Origin of the sequence: Sphingopyxis sp., assembly GCF_035998905.1 — a bacterium.
GTDB lineage: Bacteria > Pseudomonadota > Alphaproteobacteria > Sphingomonadales > Sphingomonadaceae > Sphingopyxis.
On record NZ_DASYHG010000010.1, the window covers coordinates 157,732 to 177,605 of the forward strand.

The window sequence follows — 19,874 nt, forward strand, 5'->3', positions numbered from 1 at the left end:
CTGATCCGGGATCCATAGCTGCACCATCGTCATGGACCCCGGATCAAGTCCGGGGTGACGATGGTGGAGAACTCCCCTTCGCCGAAAACACTTCTCCCAAGGCAGCTTGACTCACAGCCTGCAATATCCGATATTTCTGTTATGACAGAAATATCGGAACATGAGTCAAACCTGTCCCCGGCCGCGACCGAGTTCATCCTCCATTGGGGCAATCTCGGCGGGCAGTGGGGCGTCAATCGCTCGGTGGCGCAGATCCACGCGCTGCTGTTCGTGTCCGACCGCCCGCTCCACGCCGAAGAGATCGCCGACCGCCTCGGCCTCGCGCGCTCCAACGTCTCCAACTCGATCAAGGAATTGCTCGGCTGGCGCCTGATCGAACGCGTTCCCCTGCTCGGCGACCGGCGCGACCATTTCACCGCCGAGAAGGATATCTGGGAGATGGTCACGCGGATCGCCGCGGGCCGCAAGGCGCGCGAGGTCGACCCCGCAGAGGCGGCGCTCAAAGCCTGCGTCGCGCGCGCGGCGACCGATCCCGGCCTCAGCGCCGACGCGAAGGCGCGGCTCGCCGACATGCTCGATTTCGTGACGACGATGAGCCGCTGGCACGACGAGATGCTGAACGTCCCCAAACCGGCGCTGATGCGGCTGATCAAGCTGGGCGCGGGGGTGACGAAGCTGTTGGGCTGGCGCCCCGGCAAGGGAAAAAACGCGGAATAGGGGACGAACAATGGGCGAGCAGGCACGATATGAGCCGAAGGCGCGAGGCAGAATCCCGCCGCCATGCGAAGGCGATAGCGACAGCCTCTACGACTATCGCTTCCGCCGCCTGATCGCTCCCGATGACTGGGCGAGGCTTCCCGAAGCGGTACAACGGCGCTTTTCGAAACGGCTGACTGGACTTCGCCTTGCCATCTATCGCGGCGAGATCGTCACCTCCGAGCGCAACGCCGCCGGTTGGATAGTAGCGCAAGCCTGCCGTCTCATCGGAGCACCGCTGCCGCTGTCTGCCGACATCGGCGTCGCGGCGGTGGTTACGGTAAGCGAGGATGGCGGCGGCGGCCAATGCTGGACGCGGCAATATGCCCGTCGCCGTGGCTTTCCGCAGGTCATCCACAGCGCGAAGCGGTTCGCCGGTCCCACCGGGCTGGAAGAGCATGTCGGTATGGGGATCGGCATGACGCTGACGGTTGGCGCGCACGCCGACGGGCTCCGCTTCCGGTCCGCCGACTATTTCTGGCAAGCGGGGTCCGTTCGCATTCCCCTGCCCGCCTGGCTTCGCCCCGGTGCGCTGACGATCGATCATATCGATATCGGCGCGGGCGAATTCCTGTTCATCCTGACGCTACGCCACCGCTGGTTCGGCGAGATGATGCACCAGATCGGGCGGTTCCGCGACCCCGCTCCGGATGCAGGAGAACCGGCATGACCGGCTGGCTGTGGACCCTTGTCATGATCCAGATGGCGATGGGAGCCTTCGATACGCTCTACCATCATGAGGGTACCGAGCGGCTCGCATGGCGCGCATCGCAACGCATCGAGCTGATGCTGCACGGCGTACGCAACCTGCTCTACGCGCTGCTGTTTCTGGCGCTCGGTTGGACCGAACCGCGCGGTGTTTGGGCGATCGCGCTGATCGGCTTGCTTCTCGTCGAACTGTTCATCACGCTGTGGGATTTTGTGGAAGAAGACCGTAGCCGCGCCCTCCCGGCAACCGAGCGCGTCACCCACACCCTCCTGACGCTCAACTATGGGGTCATCCTCGCGTTGCTCGTTCCTCTGCTGGCCGGATGGGCCGGCGATCCGACCGCGATGCCGCCCGCCCGGCATGGCTGGCTGTCATGGGCCTGCACAATCGGGGCTGCAGGCGTGACAATCTTCGGTCTCCGCGATCTCGCGGCGGCGCGGCGAGCACCGCGCCTCGCCGAAGCCGACCCTGCAAATCTCGCCTCCGCCTTGCTCGATCGTCATAGCATCCTGATCACCGGCGGGACGGGTTTCATCGGCCGCCGCCTGGTCGCGGCGCTCGCGGCGGCCGGGCACGACCCGATCGTGCTGACACGCGACCCGAAATCCGCAGCCCTGCCCGCCCCCGCACGACTGTTTGCACGCCTTGACGACATTCCCTCGCACTGCCGGATCGATGCAATCGTCAATCTCGCCGGCGAGCCGATTTCGGACGCCCCGTGGACACGGCGCAAGCGGCAGCGCATCTTGCGTTCGCGCCTTGTGCTGACACACGACCTGCGCCGGCTCATCGCGCGCCTCGATCGCAAACCCGAAGTGTTTGTATCCGGCTCTGCCATTGGCATTTATGGCATGCGTGACGCGACTCCGCTTACAGAAGCCGATGGCGGAACGCCCTGCTTCTCGCAGCGCCTGTGCGCCGCATGGGAGGCCGCCGCGAAGGAGGTCGAACCGCTGGGCGTTCGCCTCGTGGCCCTGCGCACGGGGCTGGTGCTGGCGGCCGAGGGCGGCATGCTGGCACGTATGCTGACGCCCTTCGAATTCGGGCTGGGCGGCCGCTTCGGTCATGGGCAACAGGTCATGAGCTGGATCCACCGCGACGACATCGTGCGACTGATCGTCCACGCGATCGCAACGCCGAGCATCGCAGGGCCACTCAACGCAACCGCGCCGACGCCGGTGACCAACGCCGAGTTCACCGCCGCGCTCGGTCGCGCTTTGCGCCGCCCGGCAATACTTCCGGTCCCTTCCGCTCCGCTCCGCACGATGCTCGGCGACTTCGCGCACGAACTGCTGCTGTCGGGGCAGAATGTGCTGCCCCGGGCGGCACTCGATAGCGGCTTTGCTTTCGCTTATCCGACGATTGCCGAGGCGCTGGATATCATCGTGGGCAACAGGCGTCCGGCGCGACCGGACTTCGCTCAGACTGAAGCCGTGCGTGAAGAGGCCATTCTGCGAACCGCCGCCTGATCGGCCCTGAATCCCCTTGCCCCGGCCTTTCCCATCCTTACATATCGGCGCACGATAATTTCTCCAGACGATGAGGTCGCCTTGCCATGTCCCGTAAAACCCTGTCCGCCCCGCTGGCGCTCGCCCTCCTGATGACGGCCCCGACAGCAGCGCAGGCGGCCGACGCGGTCGCGGCATCGGCGGCGAAACTGGCCTATCCCGACACCGCGCGCGGCGACACGGTGGACCCGCAGTTCGGCGTCGACGTCGCCGATCCCTATCGCTGGCTGGAGGACGACGTCCGCGTCAATCCGAAGGTCGCGGCGTGGGTCGCGGCGCAGAACAAGGTCACCGACAGCTATCTCGAAACGCTGCCCGGCCGCGACAGCTTCAAGCAGCGGATGACCGAGCTCTATAATTACGAACGCTTCGGCCTGCCGACCAAGGCCGGGACGCGCTATTTCTACACCCGCAACGACGGGCTCCAGCCGCAGTCGGTGCTCTACGTCCGCGAAGGGTTGAAGGGCGAGGGCCGCATATTGATCGACCCCAATGCGTGGGCGAAGGACGGCGCGACCGCGCTCGGCGAATGGAATCCTTCGGAGGATGGCAGGCATCTCCTCTATTCGGTGCAGGACGGCGGCACCGATTGGCGGATCGTGCGCGTCAAGGATGTCGCGACGGGCAATGACCTTTCCGACGAGGTTCGCTGGGTCAAATTTTCGGCGCTCGACTGGGCGAAGGACGGCAGCGGCTTTTACTATTCGCGCTTCCCCGAACCGAAGCAGGGTGAAGCCTTTCAGTCGCTCAATGAAAATCACAGCGTCTATTTCCACAAGCTCGGCACGCCGCAGAGCGCCGATGTGCTGATCCACGCGACCCCCGACAAGCCCAAGCTCAACAACAGCGCGATTGTCACCGACGACGGGCAATATCTGCTCGTCGTCTCGTCCGAGGGGACCGACGAACGCTATGGCCTGACGCTCCATCCGATCGGCAAACCCGGCGCCAAGCCGATCATCCTCGTCGACGATTATGCGAACAACTGGGGATATGTGACTAACACCGGCTCGCGCTTTACCTTTGTTACAAACAAGGGCGCGCCGCGCGGGCGCATCGTGTCGATGGACATTCGGAAGCCCGCGGTGCTGACCCAACTGGTCGGCGAAAACGAAGCGACGCTGGTCGGCGCATCGCGCGTCGGCAACCGCCTGATCCTCTCCTATCTCGGCGATGCGAAGTCGGAAGCGCGGATGGTCGCATTGGACGGCAAGCCCATCGCCAATATCCGGCTTGCCGACATCGGCGCGGCCAAGGGCTTTGGCGGCAAGTCGAGCGACCCCGAGACATTCTACGAATTCTCGAGCTACGCGCGCCCGACGACAATCTATCGCTTCGACACCGCGACCGGGAAGAGCGAGATTTTCGCCGAGCCCAAGCTGACCTTCAAGCCCGCAGACTTCTCGGTCGAACAGCGCTTCTACAAATCGAAGGACGGCACCGAGGTGCCGATGTTCGTCGTGATGAAAAAGGGCCTCGACCGCAGCAAGGGGTCGCCGACATTGCTCTATGGTTATGGCGGCTTCAACGTGTCGATGACCCCCGCCTTCTCGCCGACGCGGCTCGCGTGGGTCGACAAGGGCGGGGTGCTCGCGATCGCGAACCTGCGCGGCGGGGGCGAATATGGCAAGGCGTGGCACGACGCCGGCCGCCTCGACAAGAAGCAGAATGTCTTCGACGATTTCATCGCCGCGGGCGAATATCTGATTAAGGAAGGGATCGCGGGCAAGGGCCAGATCGCGATCGAGGGCGGGTCGAACGGCGGGCTGCTCGTCGGCGCGGTGACCAACCAGCGCCCCGACCTGTTCGCCGCCGCCCTGCCCGCGGTCGGCGTGATGGACATGCTGCGCTTCGACCGCTTCACCGCGGGCCGCTATTGGGTCGACGATTATGGCTATCCGTCGAAGGAAGGCGATTTCCGCAACCTGCTCGCCTATTCGCCGTACCACAATATCAAGGACGGCGCGGCCTATCCCGCGGTGCTGGTGACGACCGCCGACACCGACGACCGCGTCGTGCCGGGGCACAGCTTCAAATATACCGCGGCGCTCCAGCACGCACAGGCGGGCGACAAGCCGCACCTCATTCGCGTCGAAACGCGCGCCGGCCATGGCAGCGGCAAGCCGACCGACAAGATCATCGCCGAGGCCGCCGACAAATATGCCTTCGCGGCGAAGTGGACCGGGCTGAGCGTCGAATAATGTCCTATACGCTTTCCTTCACCGCGACCGATCCGGCCGAACTCTGGGCCGAGACGGGCGACGCCGCCGCGGCGCTCGTCGCGGGCGAGCCCGACGGCATCGCCAATATGGCCAATGTCGCGGCACTCATCTGGCAGGCGATCCCCGATTTGAACTGGGCGGGCTTTTACCGCTTCGACGGGACCGAGCTCGTGCTCGGCCCGTTCCAGGGCAAGGCCGCGTGCATCCGCATCGCGCTCGACAAGGGCGTGTGCGGCGCCGCCGCACGCCTCCGTGCGACCCAGCGCGTCGACGATGTCCACGCCTTTCCCGGCCATATCGCGTGCGACGCCGACAGCCGCAGCGAGCTTGTCGTGCCGGTGATCGCGAACGACCGCCTCGTCGGCGTGCTCGACCTCGACAGCCCGCGTCCCGCGCGCTTCACCGCCGACGACCAGGCGGGTGCCGAGGCGCTCGTCGCGCGCATCGCGGCGGCGCTTGCACTTCCGGCTTCCTGACCCAAAATGGGACGGGATTCGCAGGGTTAACGGATTCGCGAAAAGACGCTGATTTTGCTAACAAGCTGTTAACCAATCGGTTCAGGCCGAGGGAACAGGGAGCTTGTCATGCGCACGTTGGTTTTGTTGGGGGTGGCCGCAGGGTCGTTGTTGCTGGCGGGCCACGCGCGCGCCGAACAGCCGTCGCTCGACTATGGTAATCCGGACGACCCCGATGCCCGCGTCTATACCGGCTATCCCGACCGCGTGCCGAGCGAAGTCGAATATCGCCGCGTCTCGGGCTATGACGCCGAGGGGCGCTGGACCGGCACCTGGGACGGCACCTACGAAACGCCCGACGGCCGCCGCTATGAAGGCCGTTACGAAGGCAGTGTCGAGGGCCACGGCGCCGGCTATCCGCCGCCGCCCGCTTATGATCCTTATTATCGCGGCGGGTACGACCCGCGTTACGACGCCGAAATGGAACGCCGCTGTGGCCGGGGGGGCACAGTGGGCGGCGCGGTTGTCGGCGGGCTCGTGGGGGGCATCGCCGGCAACCGCATTGCCGGACGCGGCGATCGCACAGCGGGCACGCTGATCGGCGGCGGGCTCGGCGCCTTGGCGGGCAGCGCAATCGGCAGCGCCGCCGACAAGAATAAATGCGACGAATGGTGGTCGAGCCGCAGCGCCCGTTACCAGGGTGGTCCCTATCAGGGCGGCTATTACCAGGGTGGCTATTACCCCGGCGGCTATGCGACGGCCTACCAACACGGCTACGGTTACGGTTATGGCTATTACACGCCGGGCGTCGTCGTGACGACGATCATCAACGGCGCGCCGGTGGTGACCGAAACGGTCGAAACGAGCACGCGCACCTATTATGAAAATGTGCCGGTGCGGAAACGCTATGTCGCAAAGAAGAAGTGGAAGCCGCGGCCCAAGGCCGTCGCACGCTGCGTCTGCTGATATTCACCCGAAACAGGTCTGGTCATCTGTATCTGGTCGCGCGGCCCGCCATCCACCCGATGGCGGGCCGTTTCATATCCTGCATTCGGTTCGCCGCGCATCGGCAACGGTTCAGCGGCGGGAAAGCATCGAAGGCATAGGACAACGACATTGCAGGCCGGACCGTCCGGGGCCTGCCCAAGGGGAGTTTTCCTCGATGCGTAAATTGACCAGCCTCACCACCGCGGCGGCGATCGTCCTGACCTCGATCGGCCTCAGCGCCGCCCCCGCCGAAGCGCGCGGGCGCCATCATGGCGGCTGGGGGTATCGCGACCGCGACAATATCAGCACCGGCGACGTGCTCGGCGGCCTGTTGATCATCGGCACCATCGCCGCGATCGCCAGCGCCGCGAGCAAGGACAAGCGCGAGCGCGAGCGCGCGCCCGATTACCGTTATGACCCGCCGTATCGCGCCGACGAGCGGCAGGACGTACCGCGTTACGAACCCGACACGCCAAATGACACGGTCCCCGGCGCCTATGGCCGCGGCGAAGCCGAGAGCCGCGCCGTGGATGCGTGCAGCTGGGCAGTCGAGGGCGAGATGGGCAACGACGCCCGCGTCGACAGCATCACCGGCACCGAGGCCAACAATGGCGGCTGGTACGTTACCGGCACCGCTTCGCGCCTCGGCGGCGAAGTGCGGAGCTTCGGCTGCAGTTATCGCGGCGGCCGCGTCGTCGACGTCAGTTTCGGCTGACAATATCCGATATCATCCAAAGGCCTCCCGCCCTTTGGCGGGGGGCCTTTTCCTTTATGAACGCCAGCAAAACCAAGGCTGAACGCCAGATAAGCGACGGGTTCAGCACCGCGTCACCGCCGAATCGGTAAACCCTATCCAACAGGCCGCGAACATGCCGCCTGCGCTATTGAGGAGACCGAACCATGGCTATCAAGACCAACCTGACCAAGGCCGCAATTGGTGCGGCCACCGCCGGCGCGATGCTGATGAGCGCTGCCCCTGCCGCGGCGCGCGACCGCCACGATCGCGACGGGATCAGCGCAGGCGAAATCATCGCGGGCGCCGTCGTGATCGGCGGCCTGGCCGCGATCCTGTCGAGCGGCGACAACGACCGCTACGATCGTTACGACCGCCGTTATGACGACCGCTATGGCGGCCGCTACGACGACGCGCGTTACGGCTATGGTTATGATTATAACCGCTATGGCAACAGCCGCAGCGCGGTCAGCCAGTGCGTCAACTCGGTCGAACGCGGCAGCCGCCGCTATGGCCGCACCGACGTCACCGAAGTGACGAGCATCGACCGCAAGCGCGACGGCTACCGCGTCAAGGGCCGCGTCGTCGTGCGCGACGGTTACGGCAATCGCTGGGGTCGCGGCGGCTATTACGACAAAGGCAAGTTCACTTGCGAGGTCCGTTATGGCCGCGTCCAGGATGTCCGTTTCTCGGGCCTCGGCTAACACCCCTGCCCCGACCCGATCGGCCCGCCCGTGTTCCGGCACGCGGCGGGCCTTTTGTTGCGGTGGCGTTGTTTTCTGCGTCACCGCTACCCGCCTTGCATCGGCGTGCCCCACACCGCATGAAGCGGCATGATCAAACTCACGCTGCTCGCCGCTCTGCTGCTCTCGGCGCCCGCCCCGGCCTTCGCGAAGGACGAAACCCCCGCCGCCGATCCGGCCCGGCTGAAAGCCGCGGTCGAGAAGCTGGTGTCGTTCGGAACGCGCCACACCTTGTCGTCGGCGACCGATCCGAAACGCGGCATCGGCGCCGCGCGCAACTGGGGCGCCGCCGAATTCGAGCGTATATCGAAAGCCTGCGGCGGCTGCCTGAAGGTGACCCGCATCGCCGACCGTTTTGAAGGGCCGCGCGCGCCCGCCGGGGTGATCGTGGAGAATGTCCTCGCGATCCAGCCGGGGAGCGGTGACCCCGCGCATGTCATCATGATCGCCGGGCATATCGACAGCCGCGTCACCGACCCGATGAATTTCACCGCCGATGCACCGGGCGCGAACGACGATGCGTCGGGCACGGCGCTGGTGATCGAGGCCGCGCGGCTGCTGTCGAAGCAGAAGCATCGCGCCACGATCGTCTATGCGCTGCTGTCGGGCGAGGAACAGGGTTTGTGGGGCGGCAAGCTGCTCGCCAAACATGCCAAAGACCAGAATTGGCAGGTCGCAGCGATGCTCAACAACGACATCGTCGGCGGCACGCATGGCACCGACGGCACGATCGTCGACAATCGGGTGCGCGTCTTCAGCGAAGGCATCCGCGCGTCGGAGGATCTGGCGGCTCAGCTCGCGCGGCGCGGTATCGGCGGCGAGGATGACGGCCCTTCGCGCGCGCTTGCCAAGGCGGCGATTCGCGCGGGAGAAAACAACCCCGCAATCGGACTCGAAGTGCTCGCGGTGCGCCGCCCAGACCGCTTCCGTCGCGGCGGCGATCACCTGCCCTCACTCGAACTGGGCTATCCGGCGATCCGCTTCACCGTCGGTATCGAGGATTATGATCACCAACATCAGGATCTGCGCACCGAAAACGGTCGCAAATATGGCGATACCGTCGACGAGATGGACTTTCCCTATCTCGCGCGCGTGACCGCGCTCAACGTCGCCCTCGCGCGCGAGCTCGCCGATGCGCCCCCCGCGCCCGCCAGCGTCAGCATCGACGGCGCGGTCAGCTCGAACACCAATGTGACCTGGGCACCGGTCAAGGACGCGGCCGCTTATCGGATCTACTGGCGGCGGGCCGACCGGAACGACTGGACCGACAGCCTGCTCGTCCCGGCGGATAAGGCCGACGCCGGACGGACGCTGCCCGGCGTTATCGTCGACGATTATTTCTTTGGGGTTTCAGCACTTTCGGCGAACGGCAGCGAAAGCATCGTCACGTTCGGCGGCCTGCCACCCGCGAAATAATTACCGAAGACGCTATACGAAAATTTACCTTCCTCCTTTACGCGTGGCGAGGGACCAAAATGATCGGCCGACGTGGGGGTCGGGCGGGAAAAAATGAGTCGCGCATGTCCAGTCCCGAGGCTTCCCCAGCCTCATCCGTTCCTCCCGACAAGCGTCAGCCGCGCCAGTCGCGTCTGGTAAAGGGAGCGCTTGCCTGCGCGCGGCTCGGGCAATTCGACGTGACGATCCGCAACGTGTCCGAAACGGGCATCGGGGGACAGGCACCCGCCGCGCTCAACATCGGCGAACGAATCACGATATTCCTGCCCGGCCACGATCCGATGCTCGGCACCGTCCGCTGGGTCGTCGACAAGCGCTTCGGCATCGAGACCGACCGCGCCATCGACACCAGCTTGCTCCGCGCCGCATATGGCGGCGGCATATCCCCGGCGCACGCGGTCGCCGACGGGTTCGAGATCATCAAGCCGCCGACCGCGCCCGCGCGCCGTCCGGGACTCGTCCTCGGCGCCGCGCAGCCCGGGCATTTCGGCCGCAGCGTGTGGATGAGCAAGCGCGAGTAAGCCGCTCCGCGCTTAGCCGGCCGAGAGGCAGACGACGCCCGCCGTGATCACGAGCGCGCCAAGGGCTTTGGGCAGCGTCATCCGTTCGCGCAACACGAATGTCCCGATCAGCGCGGCGAACAATATGCTCGTTTCACGGATCGCCGACACGCCGCCCATCGTGCTCCGGCTCATCGCCCAGACCGCGATGCAATAACCCAATGTGCCCAATATCCCGGCGCCGACGACCAGCATGCCCTCGCGTCCGCGCGGCAGGCGCGGCGTCTGCCGCCGGATGACGACAAAGGACAGCGGGATGAGCACGCCCGCGACGACGGCCTGCCACGCGGCATAGCTTGTCGCTCCTTCCGACAGGCGGACCCCCAGCCCGTCGACGACCATATAGCTCGCGATAAAAACCCCCGTCGCCAACGCGGCGGCGGTCGACTTGGGATCGGGGCGGTTGCTTCCGAGCGTCAGCAGGATGATGCCCGCCGATACGCAGGCGATCCCCGTGAGCCCCGTGGTGTTCGGTAGCTCGCCCGCAAGCAAGGCCGCGCCCAGCGTTACGAGCAGCGGCGCGCTCCCCCGCGCGATCGGATAGACGCTCGACAGGTCGCCATCGCGATAGGCCCGGACGAGGAACAGGCTGTATCCGATCTGGAGCGAGGCCGAAAGGAAGAGATAGGGCCAGCTCGCGGCGGCAGGCGCGCCCAAAGCCAGCGCAAAGGGCAAGGCCGCGACGGCCCCGACCAGACAAATGATCGCCAGCGACCAGAAGCGATCCTCGCCGTTCCGGACGATGGCGTTCCAGATCGCGTGGATGAGCGCCGAAGCGAGAAGAAGACCGATGACTAGGGGCGACATTCCGGTCTTTCGATGGTCGGTGCGGTTTGGATTTCCTGCCCTTGCGCGGCACCGCGCCGAATAACAATCATCAATTTTCGGCAAGACCCCCGAAATCGATAAGCTAGCGCGCTTCCCAATAATCGAACGCCAGTTGCTGCTGCTCGCGAATGAAACGCGCCGCGGCCGCCCCCTCCCACGGGCCGTCATAGCCGAGCAGCAACGCCGTCCCGCCCACCCACCAGCCCTGTCCCGGCAGCCGATCGCTCTCGCGCACGACCAGCACCGCCAGGTCGGGCTCGCCGTCGATCGCGCAGAGCCGGTCGACCTCGCCCAGCGTCTTGCAAAGCGCGCGCATCTTGGGCCGCGTAAAGCGGAAGCCGAGGTCGCCGAGCAGTTCCGAATAGCTGACGCTGCGCCCTTCCCGCGCCGCTTCGGTCAGGATCGCACGGATGCGCGGCGCATCGCCCAGCGCGCCGACGTCGGCGCCGACCTCCGCTCCGCCTAAACCCCGGTCTTGGGCGGCCATGGGATGAATCCGGAGGTGCGCGCGACATAGTCTGCATATTGGGGCCGCGTCTTGTGCAGCCCCTTTTCGAGCAGTGCCTTGCCCGACCATCGGGTGAGCGTGAAGGTCAGGAACACCGGCCCGATCACGCTCGCCAGCGCCGGCGCCCAGCCGAGGTCGAGCACGACGAGCCAAATGCCCCACCAGGTCAGCGCGTCGCCGAAATAATTGGGATGGCGGGTATAGCGCCACAGGCCGGTATCGAGCACCTTGCCCCGGTTTGCGGGGTCCTTGCGAAAACGGTCGAGCTGCGCATCGCCGATACTCTCGAACGCGATGCCGGCGAGCGCCGCCGCCGCGCCGATCCAGCCGACGATCCCGACCCCCGCCGCCGGGTCGCTCGCGCTTGCCCATATGCCTATCTGCGCGGGCAGGCAGGTGATGAACAGCAGCGGGGCCTGTGTCAGGAAGACGGTGAGCAGCGCGGCCTTCGCCCAGCCCCATTTCTTCGCTTCCATCGTGTGCGCGAGGATCTTTTTGTAACGCGGGTCCTCGCCATGGCTGGCCCAGCGGATCGTCAGATGGATCGCGAGCCGCAGCCCCCAGAGCGTCGTGAGGCCAAGCAGCAGTTTTGTATGCGGCGCCTCGACGCCGACCTGCCAGGCGGTGCCCCACGCCAGCAGCACCATGCCGAACGCCCAGAAAGCGTCGATGAACGACACGTCGCGGATGACGACCGAAATGCCCCACAGGATCAGGATAACGCCGATCAATCCGGCAAAATTGGTCCCGAGCAGCAAAAGGGCGTCACTCATGCACGCAGATCCTGTTCCTCATCGGTGCCGACTATATCATCGATCGACTGGACTGCACGCTCGGGGAACTTCGGGATGCAGTTTTTATAGGTGTCGAAGACCTTCAGCATATCGGCACGAAAATCGCCCGTCGGCCAGATCAGCGGGCCGAGCCCGCCGGTTTTCTTGCTATAATCCATAAAGCCGACGACGAGCGGTACATTCGCCGCAAGCGCAATCTGGTAGAAGCCGGTGCGCCATTTCTTCGTCTTGCCGCGCGTCCCCTCGGGCGCGACGGTCAGGATGAACTCGGCGCGCCGCGCGAATTCGTCGACCATTTGCTGCACGACATTGGTGCCGCCGCGGCGGTCGACCGCTATGCCGCCCATCTGCCGCATGAAGCCCGCGAGCGGCCAGCGGAACAGCGACAATTTGCCCATGAAATGCGGCTGGATGCGCAGGTCGCCGGCGAGGCCGAGGAAATTGACGAAATCCCAGTTGCTCGTGTGCGGAGCCGCAATCAGGACGAAGCGCCGCGGTTCGGGGACAATCCCTTCCGCTTTCCATCCACGCGTCCGGTAAAGCAGAACCAACAAGCGGCGCACGCCGCGCGCCACCAGCCCCGGCTGCTCGTCATCGATCATTGTCACGCTTGGTCCTCTCCCTTTGCCCGGATTGCGCGAAAGCCACACGCTGCGCAAGGGGGGCGTGCATCGCGGCTTGCGGCAGCGCAGCCTTTCTGCTCCTTTCGTCCGCAAAACAGGGGAGAAATCGATGAAGTCGCTGTCCGCGTTGCTGACGTCCGCCTTGCTGCTTGCCGCGCCCGCCACGGCCGCCCCCGCCATCGCCGCCGACGTGCAGCCGCGTCCCGACCAGCTCGCCTTCCGCGAAATCTACAAGGAACTGGTCGAGACCAACACGACGCTCTCGTCGGGAAGCTGCACGCTGGCCGCCGAACGCATGGCGGTGCGGCTGAAAGCGGCGGGGTTCCCCGACAGCCAGCTCACCCTGTTCGCGACCCCCGAAAATCCCAAGGAAGGCGGCCTCGTCGCCGTCTATCCGGGGACCTCGAAAACCGCGAAGCCGATCCTGCTCGTCGCGCATATCGACGTGGTCGAAGCGAAACGCGCCGACTGGGAGCGCGATCCGTTCGTGATGGTCGAGGAAAATGGCTATTTCTATGGCCGCGGCACCGCCGACGATAAGGCGCAGGCGGCGGTGTGGGTCGACACGCTGATCCGCTTCCAGCAGGCGGGCTATAAACCCAAACGCACCGTGAAGATGGCGCTGACGTGCGGCGAGGAAACCAATGGCGCGTTCAACGGCATCGAATGGCTCGCGGCGAACAAGCGCGACCTGATCGACGCCGAATTTGCGCTCAACGAAGGCGGCGGCGGCGATAGCGACGGCAAGGGCAAGGTCCTCGGCCAGTCGGTGCAGGTCGGCGAAAAGACCTTCGCCAATTTCCGCCTCGAAACGCGCAACCCCGGCGGGCACAGTTCGGCGCCGGTTCCCGACAATGCGATTTACGACCTCGCGCGCGCGCTGACGAAAATCGGCGACTATGACTTCCCGGTCGAGATGACCGACACGACGCGGCGCTTCTTTGCCGAAGCCGGTGCCGCGCGCGGCGACGAGACGGGCAAGGCGATGGTCGCGCTGGCGAAGAACCCCGCCGACAAGGCGGCCGAGGCGATCGTCAACAAGGACCCGTTCCTCCACAGCAATTTGCGTACGACCTGCGTCGCGACGCTTTTGGATGGCGGCCATGCCCCCAACGCGCTGCCGCAGCGCGCGGGCGCGAACATCAACTGCCGCATCTTTCCGGGGCACGGCATCGAATCGATCAAGGATGAACTCGGGTGCGTGATCGGCGATCCGGGCGTCTCCATCACCCAGCTGCCGCCGAAGCGCCCCGCCCCGCCCGCGCCGCCGCTCGATCCCAAGGTCATCGGCCCGATGCAAAAGCTCGTCGACAAATATTGGCCGGGGCTGAAGGTCATCCCGTCGATGGCCAATGGCTATACCGACGCGACCTTCCTCGGCGCGGTCGGCATCCCGACCTATGGCATCCCCGGCATGTGGGGCGATCCCGACGGCAATGGCGCGCACGGCCTCGACGAACGCATGGAAGTGCGCTCGGTCTATGTCGGGCGCGACTATATGTTCGACCTCGTGAAGGCTTACGCCGACAGGCCGTAGCGCGGGGTTCGGCACCGGCCCGCTCCCCCACCCGGCCTCCCACAGCGTAAATTGGATTGGGAGGCCGGGTGGGGGAGCGGGCCGGTGCCGGTTCCACGTCAGTGGAACATTATCCCACGAACGCGCGCTCGATGACGAAGTCGCCGGGCGCGGCGTTCGAACCTTCCTTGAAGCCCAACTCTTCGAAACGCGCCTGCAGGTCGCGGATCATCGCCATGCTGCCGCACATCATGATTCGGTCGCTCTCGGGATCGAACTGCGTCGGCCCCGTGAGCGGGTGGCCGAAGAGCGATCCATCTTCGATCAGCGCGTCGATCCGGCCCGTCGTGCGGAAGGGTTCGCGCGTCACCGTCGGGAGATAGTGGAACTGCAGCAGCGCCTGATCCTGCACCAGCGGGTCGCCCGCGAGCTGGCTTTCAAGCTCGTCGCGGAATGCAAGATCGCTGACCTGCCGCACGCAATGCACGATCACGATCTGGTTGAACCGATCATAGATGTCCGGATCGCGCGCGAGGCTGAGGAAAGGTGCAAGCCCGGTGCCGGTCGAGAGCATGAACAGCCGCCGGCCGGGGGTCAGCGCGTCGGCGACCAGCGTCCCCGTCGGCTTGCGGCCGAGATAGACGGGATCGCCCGGCTGGATTTTCTGAAGCCGCGAAGTCAGCGGGCCGTCGGGCACCTTGATCGAGAGGAATTCGAGTTCGTCGGCATAAGCGGGGCTGGCGATCGAATAGGCGCGCAGCAGCGGGCGCCCCTCGCCCGGCAGGCCGATCATCACAAACTCGCCCGACCGGAAGCGGAAGCTCGGCGGGCGCGTGATCGTGAAGCTGAACAGATGCTCGTTCCAGTGGCGCACCGAACGCACCTCCTCGACGGTCAGCGAGGCGGAGGGGGCGAGCTTGGCGGCTTCGGCAATACGGTCACTCATCACTTTGAACTTTCCTGATGTGTCATGGCGCCGGCCGCGAGGGCCGGCATATCGAATCCCGCCGCGGCCAGCCGGTCGGCCGCCGCACCCATCGCTTTGGCGATCGGGCCGACGCTGTCTCCCTTGGCCAGCAAGGCCAATGTCGCGCGGGCATTTGCCGCGCTCCCAAGCGAAAAATCGCGCCAGAGTCCAAGCAGAATTGCTTCGTCCTCTGAAATCTGGAGGCACGGCATCGGTGCGAGCACGAGCGTTTCGACCGCATCGCCGGCGAGAAGCGCCATCGCGATATGGAAATCGGGGAGCGCGCCGCGCGCCTCGGCGGCAGTGAAACCCCGGTACAGCATCTGCGGCGGACATTGCCCGCGCCCGGCGGCAAGCACCCACGCGCGCATCGCCCAGAGCAGGAAGCGCCCGCCATTGCAGAGACTCTCTACCGGCCGGTCGACAAAGGCGTACATCGCTTCCCTTTCCAGCGCGCGCACGATGCGGCGTCGGCGGGCTTATATGTTATTGCGAGTCATTTGCAATTCAAGATTTTCTATCGCCGCCCGGTTTTGGCGAGCGGGGGCTTTCGACCGGTAGCGGACCTCTCCACATCGTCACCCCGGACTTGATCCGGGGTCCACGACGGTGGTGCGGTTATGGATCCCGGATCAAGTCCGGGATGACGAATGAGGGCGAATAGACGGCAGCTCCCCACCCCTAAGCCGCCTCTCACGTCCGCGACTGCGTCAGCCGGTGCACCGGCCCGAACTGTGCGATCGCCGCGCCGACAAACGGCAGCGCGACAAGCCACAGCCGCACGCCGGTCACGCCCAGCGGGCTCGCGATGCTGATCGCCGCGGTCGCGCCCAGCCCCGCGCAGATCAGCAGCAGCCCGACGATCAACCGCCAGTGCGGGACCTCCTTTTCGCTGCCGCTCGCGCGTTCGTAGCGCGCGAAGGCCATGATCAGCGGGAAGAGCGCCGCGATATAGAGCGCGAACCATATCGGGCGCGCGAGCCACCATGCCGCGCTGCCCGGCTGAACGTCGAGCCCGACCCCGCCGAGCAGCCACGCCGCGACCATCACCAGCACGAAAGCGGTGAGGTGCCAGAGATAGATCGTCATGATCATCCCGTTGACGAGCACGACGCCGGTCCAGATGCGGATATTGTCGAGCATTCGCCGCCCCGCAGGTTCGAGCGCAAGCGCGAAGCCCGCCTGCGCGATGCCGAGCGCGAGCAAGGCAATCGTCGGCGGCATCGAGTTGCTGAGGCCTGCCCCGGGTACCCCGATCATCGCGACCGGATAGGGACCGAGTCCGACGAGCAGGCCGAGCGCAATCACCCCGCCGATGCCCCAAAGCAGCGCCTTGCCCGGCGTCAGCCGTCCCTCGCTCCACGCGAAGCCGAGCTGGTGGATCGCGAGCCAGACGAACGCAAAGTTGAGGAAGTTCACATAAGGCACGTCGAAACGCAGCGACGCGACATCGATCGCCACCGCGCCCGCGACAAGCGCCCAGAAGGAACCGAAACCCCAGCGTTTCCACGCGCCCCATGTCAGCGGCACGACCGCTGCGACCATCAGATAGACCGAGAGGAACCAGACGGGGATCAGTGCGAGCTGCGCCGCCATCGCAACGACGCCGCGCTCGACCCCCGCAAGCGTCCCGAACATCGCGACGAGGGTCCAGATCAGGAACAAGGGCAGCACCGGGTTGATCAACCGCTGCAACCGCCCGCTGTACCAGCTTTCATAACTGCCGCCCTTTCGTAGCGTCGCCGCCCACGACATGCCGTTCGAAAAACCGCCGACGAGGAAGAAGAGCGGCATCACCTGGAATCCCCAGGTCAACCACTGTGTCCAGGGCACGATCCCGAGCAGGTGCCCGCCCTCGACCGCGCCGTCCTTCATATAGGGCGCGGCGACGAGCCAGTGACCGACGACCACCGCAAGGATCGACAGCGCACGGAGGAAATCTACATAGCGGTTTCGCTCGGGCGGCGCTTGCTCCGCCATGTCTTTCGCCCGCGTCCAGATGCTTTTGCGAACGGCGCCAGTGGTTTCGCTCAAGATACCGTCCCTCCTCGAATTCAAACCTCAAGCTAGTGACGCGCGCGGTCGACGCAAGCCTTTGCCTTGGCGCGCCAGCCTTGCTATCGGCTCCGGACAATGGCCAGCACCGACGACGACCTTCCGCCTTCCGAACCCGTCCCCGGCATGATCGACACCCCGTTCGACAGTGCGCTGTCCGAACGCTATCTCGTCTATGCGCTGTCGACGATCACCGCACGCTCGCTGCCCGACCTGCGCGACGGGCTGAAACCCGTCCACCGCCGGCTGCTGTGGGCGATGCGCGCGATGCGGCTCGACCCAAGCCAGGGCTACAAGAAATCGGCGCGCGTCGTCGGCGACGTCATCGGCAAATTCCACCCGCACGGCGACGTCGCGGTCTATGACGCGATGGTTCGTCTCGCGCAGGATTTCTCGCTTCGCTATCCGCTCGTCGACGGTCAGGGCAATTTCGGCAATATCGACGGCGATAACGCCGCCGCTTATCGTTACACCGAGGCGCGGCTGACGCGCGTCGCCGTCGACCTGATGCAGGGTCTCGACGAGGGCACGGTCGATTTCAAGCCGACCTATAATGGCGAGGACGAAGAGCCCGAGATCATGCCGGGGCTGTTCCCGAACCTGCTCGCCAATGGCGCGAGCGGGATCGCGGTCGGCATGGCGACGAACATCCCGCCGCACAACGCCGCCGAGGTGATCGACGCCGCGCTGGTACTGATCGAGAATCCGCGCGCCGAGCTCGCCGAACTGCTCGAACATGTGAAGGGCCCCGATTTCCCGACCGGCGGCATCGTCGTCGACAGTCCCGAGACGATCGCGCACGCCTATGAGACCGGCCGCGGCGGTTTTCGCGTCCGCGCGCGCTTTTCGACCGGCAAGGATGCCGATGGCCGCTGGGAAGAGGGCGGAATCGAAAAACTGTCGGGCGGCACCTGGCAGCTCGTCATCAGCGAAATTCCTTACGGCGTTGCCAAGGGCAAGCTGATCGAACAGATCGCCCAGCTCATCGCCGACAAGAAATTGCCGATCCTCGAGGATGTCCGCGACGAAAGCGCCGAGGATCTGCGCATCGTCCTCGAACCCAAGAGCCGCAACGTCGACCCCGATGTGCTCAAGGACAGTCTCTACCGCCTGACCGACCTCGAAAGCCGCTTTGCGCTTAACCTCAACGTACTCGACGCGACACGCACGCCGAAGGTGATGGGGCTGCACCAGCTGCTCACCGAATGGCTGCAGCACCAGATCGTCGTCCTTGTCCGCCGCGCGCAGCACCGCATCGCGAAGATCGACGACCGGCTCGAACTCGTCGCGGGCTATATTATCGCCTTCCTCAACCTCGACCGGATCATCGAGATCATCCGCACCGAGGATGAACCGAAGCCGGTGATGATCGAAGAATTCATCCTGACCGACCGGCAGGCCGAGGCGATCCTCAACATGCGCCTGCGCAGCTTGCGCAAGCTCGAGGAAATGGAGCTGAAGCGCGAGCAGGCCGACCTCACCGCCGAGCGCGAGGAACTCGCGAAGCTGATCGAAAGCCCGGCGCGGCAGAAGACGCGGCTGCGCAAGGACCTCGAAAAGCTGCGCGCGGTCTATGGGCTCGAAACCCTGCTCGGTGCCCGCCGGACGACGATCGCCGAAGCTGCACCGACGCGCGAGATACCGCTCGACGCGATGATCGAGAAGGAACCGGTGACGGTCATCCTGTCGAAACGCGGCTGGATCCGCGCGCAGCGCGGTCATGTCGCGCCCGACCAGTGGGGCGAGTTCAAGTTCAAGGAAGGCGACGAGCTGCTGTTCGCCGCGCATGCGCAGACGACCGACAAGCTGCTAATCGCGGCGAGCGACGGACGCTTCTTCACCGTCGGCGCCGACAAGCTGCCCGGCGGGCGCGGGTTCGGCGAGCCGCTGCGCCTGATGGTCGACATCGATCCCGAGGCGCGGATCGTCGCGCTGATACCGGCGAGCGCCGAGGGCCGCCTGCTCCTCGCCTCGACGAGCGGACACGGCTTCATCGCACAGATGAGCGAGGTCGTTGCCGAAACGCGCAAGGGCCGCAACGTCGTCAATCTGAAACCCAAGGCGTCGCTCGCCGTCGTCCGCCCGATCGCAGCTGGCGACGACAGCGTCGCCGTGGTCGGCGAGAACCGCAAGCTCGTCGTCTTCCCGATCGCCGAAGTGCCGGTGATGGCGCGCGGCCAGGGCGTGATGCTGCAACGCTATCGCGACGGCGGCCTTTCGGACACGGTCAGCTTCGCCTTTGCCGATGGATTAAGCTGGGCGATGGGCGGCGACACCGGCCGCACGCGGACCGAAACCGACCTCGCGCCGTGGCGCGTCGCGCGCGGCGCTGCCGGCCGGATGCCTCCGACCGGTTTCCCCCGGAACAATCGCTTCGGCTGACCGTATTTCCATGTAGCCGTAAATCCCTTTTTTACTTCCCGTAACCTAGGCATGGGGCAATGGGGAAAGGTCG

General features: G+C 65.6%; 19 protein-coding genes. 12 read left to right on the forward strand and 7 right to left on the reverse strand.

Translation table 11 applies throughout. From position 1 onward, the window contains the following. Nucleotides 1-141: 141 nt before the first annotated feature. From VGN62_RS04705 to VGN62_RS04750, 10 genes are all read left to right on the forward strand, one after another. A complete protein-coding gene (locus VGN62_RS04705) occupies nt 142-717 on the forward strand; it encodes a GbsR/MarR family transcriptional regulator (RefSeq protein WP_327451583.1) in 576 nt (191 codons plus the stop codon). A 10-nt stretch (nt 718-727) separates the two neighbouring features. Continuing rightward, nucleotides 728-1,426 (forward strand): DUF4166 domain-containing protein, encoded by a 699-nt coding sequence (locus VGN62_RS04710; RefSeq protein WP_327451584.1) that lies wholly within the window; start codon nt 728-730, stop codon nt 1,424-1,426. Continuing rightward, the gene (locus tag VGN62_RS04715; protein WP_327451585.1) at nt 1,423-2,934 is read left to right on the forward strand and encodes a TIGR01777 family oxidoreductase; all 1,512 of its coding nucleotides are present in this window, start codon (nt 1,423-1,425) and stop codon (nt 2,932-2,934) included. Before VGN62_RS04710 ends, VGN62_RS04715 begins: the two co-directional genes overlap by 4 nt. Before the next feature lie 86 nt (nt 2,935-3,020). Next, nucleotides 3,021-5,174, forward strand: coding sequence for a prolyl oligopeptidase family serine peptidase (locus VGN62_RS04720; RefSeq protein WP_327451586.1), 2,154 nt, complete (start codon nt 3,021-3,023; stop codon nt 5,172-5,174). Continuing rightward, on the forward strand, nt 5,174-5,671 hold the full coding sequence (locus VGN62_RS04725; protein WP_327451587.1) for a GAF domain-containing protein: 498 nt from the start codon (nt 5,174-5,176) through the stop codon (nt 5,669-5,671). Before VGN62_RS04720 ends, VGN62_RS04725 begins: the two co-directional genes overlap by 1 nt. Before the next feature lie 108 nt (nt 5,672-5,779). After that, nucleotides 5,780-6,616 (forward strand): glycine zipper 2TM domain-containing protein, encoded by an 837-nt coding sequence (locus tag VGN62_RS04730; RefSeq protein ID WP_327451588.1) that lies wholly within the window; start codon nt 5,780-5,782, stop codon nt 6,614-6,616. A gap of 196 nt (nt 6,617-6,812) precedes the next feature. After that, nucleotides 6,813-7,352 (forward strand): hypothetical protein, encoded by a 540-nt coding sequence (locus VGN62_RS04735; RefSeq protein WP_327451589.1) that lies wholly within the window; start codon nt 6,813-6,815, stop codon nt 7,350-7,352. Between the two features lie 185 nt (nt 7,353-7,537). After that, nucleotides 7,538-8,074 carry a hypothetical protein gene (locus VGN62_RS04740; RefSeq protein WP_327451590.1) on the forward strand — a complete coding sequence of 179 codons (537 nt, stop codon included), beginning with the start codon at nt 7,538-7,540 and terminating at the stop codon, nt 8,072-8,074. Nucleotides 8,075-8,203: 129 nt separating this feature from the next. Continuing rightward, entirely contained in the window at nt 8,204-9,529 is a 1,326-nt protein-coding gene (locus VGN62_RS04745; RefSeq protein WP_327451591.1) for a M20/M25/M40 family metallo-hydrolase, read from the forward strand. 104 nt (nt 9,530-9,633) lie between these two features. Further along, complete coding sequence (locus VGN62_RS04750) at nt 9,634-10,089, forward strand: PilZ domain-containing protein (protein WP_327451592.1); 456 nt, start codon at nt 9,634-9,636, stop codon at nt 10,087-10,089. A gap of 12 nt (nt 10,090-10,101) precedes the next feature. On the opposite strand, the gene VGN62_RS04755 is transcribed toward VGN62_RS04750, so the two are convergent. The 4 genes from VGN62_RS04755 to VGN62_RS04770 all read right to left on the reverse strand — a co-directional run bounded on the left by VGN62_RS04755 (nt 10,102) and on the right by VGN62_RS04770 (nt 12,860). Next, a complete protein-coding gene (locus tag VGN62_RS04755; protein WP_327451593.1) occupies nt 10,102-10,935 on the reverse strand; it encodes a DMT family transporter in 834 nt (277 codons plus the stop codon). A 103-nt stretch (nt 10,936-11,038) separates the two neighbouring features. After that, nucleotides 11,039-11,443: a ribose-phosphate pyrophosphokinase gene (locus VGN62_RS04760; protein WP_327451594.1), complete on the reverse strand. Its 405-nt coding sequence runs from the start codon at nt 11,441-11,443 to the stop codon at nt 11,039-11,041. Beyond that, nucleotides 11,419-12,237, reverse strand: a complete 819-nt coding sequence (locus VGN62_RS04765; RefSeq protein ID WP_327451595.1) for a DUF1295 domain-containing protein — start codon at nt 12,235-12,237, stop codon at nt 11,419-11,421. The genes VGN62_RS04760 and VGN62_RS04765 overlap by 25 nt, the downstream gene beginning before the upstream one ends. Further along, nucleotides 12,234-12,860: a lysophospholipid acyltransferase family protein gene (locus tag VGN62_RS04770; protein WP_327451663.1), complete on the reverse strand. Its 627-nt coding sequence runs from the start codon at nt 12,858-12,860 to the stop codon at nt 12,234-12,236. Before VGN62_RS04770 ends, VGN62_RS04765 begins: the two co-directional genes overlap by 4 nt. Before the next feature lie 130 nt (nt 12,861-12,990). Between VGN62_RS04770 and VGN62_RS04775 the strand changes: the two genes are divergently transcribed. Beyond that, nucleotides 12,991-14,418, forward strand: a complete 1,428-nt coding sequence (locus VGN62_RS04775) for a M20/M25/M40 family metallo-hydrolase (protein WP_327451596.1) — start codon at nt 12,991-12,993, stop codon at nt 14,416-14,418. A 109-nt stretch (nt 14,419-14,527) separates the two neighbouring features. Here the strand turns inward: VGN62_RS04775 and VGN62_RS04780 are convergent, their stop codons facing one another. From VGN62_RS04780 to VGN62_RS04790, 3 genes are all read right to left on the reverse strand, one after another. Then, nucleotides 14,528-15,343 (reverse strand): ferredoxin--NADP reductase, encoded by an 816-nt coding sequence (locus tag VGN62_RS04780; protein ID WP_327451597.1) that lies wholly within the window; start codon nt 15,341-15,343, stop codon nt 14,528-14,530. After that, the gene (locus tag VGN62_RS04785; protein ID WP_327451598.1) at nt 15,343-15,801 is read right to left on the reverse strand and encodes a hypothetical protein; all 459 of its coding nucleotides are present in this window, start codon (nt 15,799-15,801) and stop codon (nt 15,343-15,345) included. Before VGN62_RS04785 ends, VGN62_RS04780 begins: the two co-directional genes overlap by 1 nt. Before the next feature lie 256 nt (nt 15,802-16,057). After that, nucleotides 16,058-17,398, reverse strand: a complete 1,341-nt coding sequence (locus VGN62_RS04790; protein ID WP_327451599.1) for an acyltransferase — start codon at nt 17,396-17,398, stop codon at nt 16,058-16,060. 99 nt (nt 17,399-17,497) lie between these two features. On the opposite strand from VGN62_RS04790, the gene parC reads away from it, so the two are divergent. Further along, entirely contained in the window at nt 17,498-19,801 is a 2,304-nt protein-coding gene (parC, locus tag VGN62_RS04795) for a DNA topoisomerase IV subunit A (protein WP_327451600.1), read from the forward strand. Nucleotides 19,802-19,874: the final 73 nt, after the last annotated feature.

What these genes read in the sequence shown, in the direction of transcription:
- VGN62_RS04715 (WP_327451585.1), top strand. Translation starts at nt 1,423, where the DNA reads ATGACCGGCTGGCTGTGGACCCTTGTCATGATCCAGATGGCGATGGGA.
- VGN62_RS04780 (WP_327451597.1), bottom strand. Translation starts at nt 15,343, where the DNA reads ATGAGTGACCGTATTGCCGAAGCCGCCAAGCTCGCCCCCTCCGCCTCG.
- VGN62_RS04725 (WP_327451587.1), top strand. Translation starts at nt 5,174, where the DNA reads ATGTCCTATACGCTTTCCTTCACCGCGACCGATCCGGCCGAACTCTGG.
- VGN62_RS04760 (WP_327451594.1), bottom strand. Translation starts at nt 11,443, where the DNA reads ATGGCCGCCCAAGACCGGGGTTTAGGCGGAGCGGAGGTCGGCGCCGAC.
- VGN62_RS04720 (WP_327451586.1), top strand. Translation starts at nt 3,021, where the DNA reads ATGTCCCGTAAAACCCTGTCCGCCCCGCTGGCGCTCGCCCTCCTGATG.
- VGN62_RS04730 (WP_327451588.1), top strand. Translation starts at nt 5,780, where the DNA reads ATGCGCACGTTGGTTTTGTTGGGGGTGGCCGCAGGGTCGTTGTTGCTG.
- VGN62_RS04710 (WP_327451584.1), top strand. Translation starts at nt 728, where the DNA reads ATGGGCGAGCAGGCACGATATGAGCCGAAGGCGCGAGGCAGAATCCCG.
- VGN62_RS04765 (WP_327451595.1), bottom strand. Translation starts at nt 12,237, where the DNA reads ATGAGTGACGCCCTTTTGCTGCTCGGGACCAATTTTGCCGGATTGATC.
- VGN62_RS04740 (WP_327451590.1), top strand. Translation starts at nt 7,538, where the DNA reads ATGGCTATCAAGACCAACCTGACCAAGGCCGCAATTGGTGCGGCCACC.
- VGN62_RS04735 (WP_327451589.1), top strand. Translation starts at nt 6,813, where the DNA reads ATGCGTAAATTGACCAGCCTCACCACCGCGGCGGCGATCGTCCTGACC.
- VGN62_RS04750 (WP_327451592.1), top strand. Translation starts at nt 9,634, where the DNA reads ATGTCCAGTCCCGAGGCTTCCCCAGCCTCATCCGTTCCTCCCGACAAG.
- VGN62_RS04705 (WP_327451583.1), top strand. Translation starts at nt 142, where the DNA reads ATGACAGAAATATCGGAACATGAGTCAAACCTGTCCCCGGCCGCGACC.
- VGN62_RS04785 (WP_327451598.1), bottom strand. Translation starts at nt 15,801, where the DNA reads ATGTACGCCTTTGTCGACCGGCCGGTAGAGAGTCTCTGCAATGGCGGG.
- VGN62_RS04775 (WP_327451596.1), top strand. Translation starts at nt 12,991, where the DNA reads ATGAAGTCGCTGTCCGCGTTGCTGACGTCCGCCTTGCTGCTTGCCGCG.
- VGN62_RS04745 (WP_327451591.1), top strand. Translation starts at nt 8,204, where the DNA reads ATGATCAAACTCACGCTGCTCGCCGCTCTGCTGCTCTCGGCGCCCGCC.
- VGN62_RS04770 (WP_327451663.1), bottom strand. Translation starts at nt 12,860, where the DNA reads ATGATCGATGACGAGCAGCCGGGGCTGGTGGCGCGCGGCGTGCGCCGC.
- VGN62_RS04755 (WP_327451593.1), bottom strand. Translation starts at nt 10,935, where the DNA reads ATGTCGCCCCTAGTCATCGGTCTTCTTCTCGCTTCGGCGCTCATCCAC.
- parC (WP_327451600.1), top strand. Translation starts at nt 17,498, where the DNA reads ATGGCCAGCACCGACGACGACCTTCCGCCTTCCGAACCCGTCCCCGGC.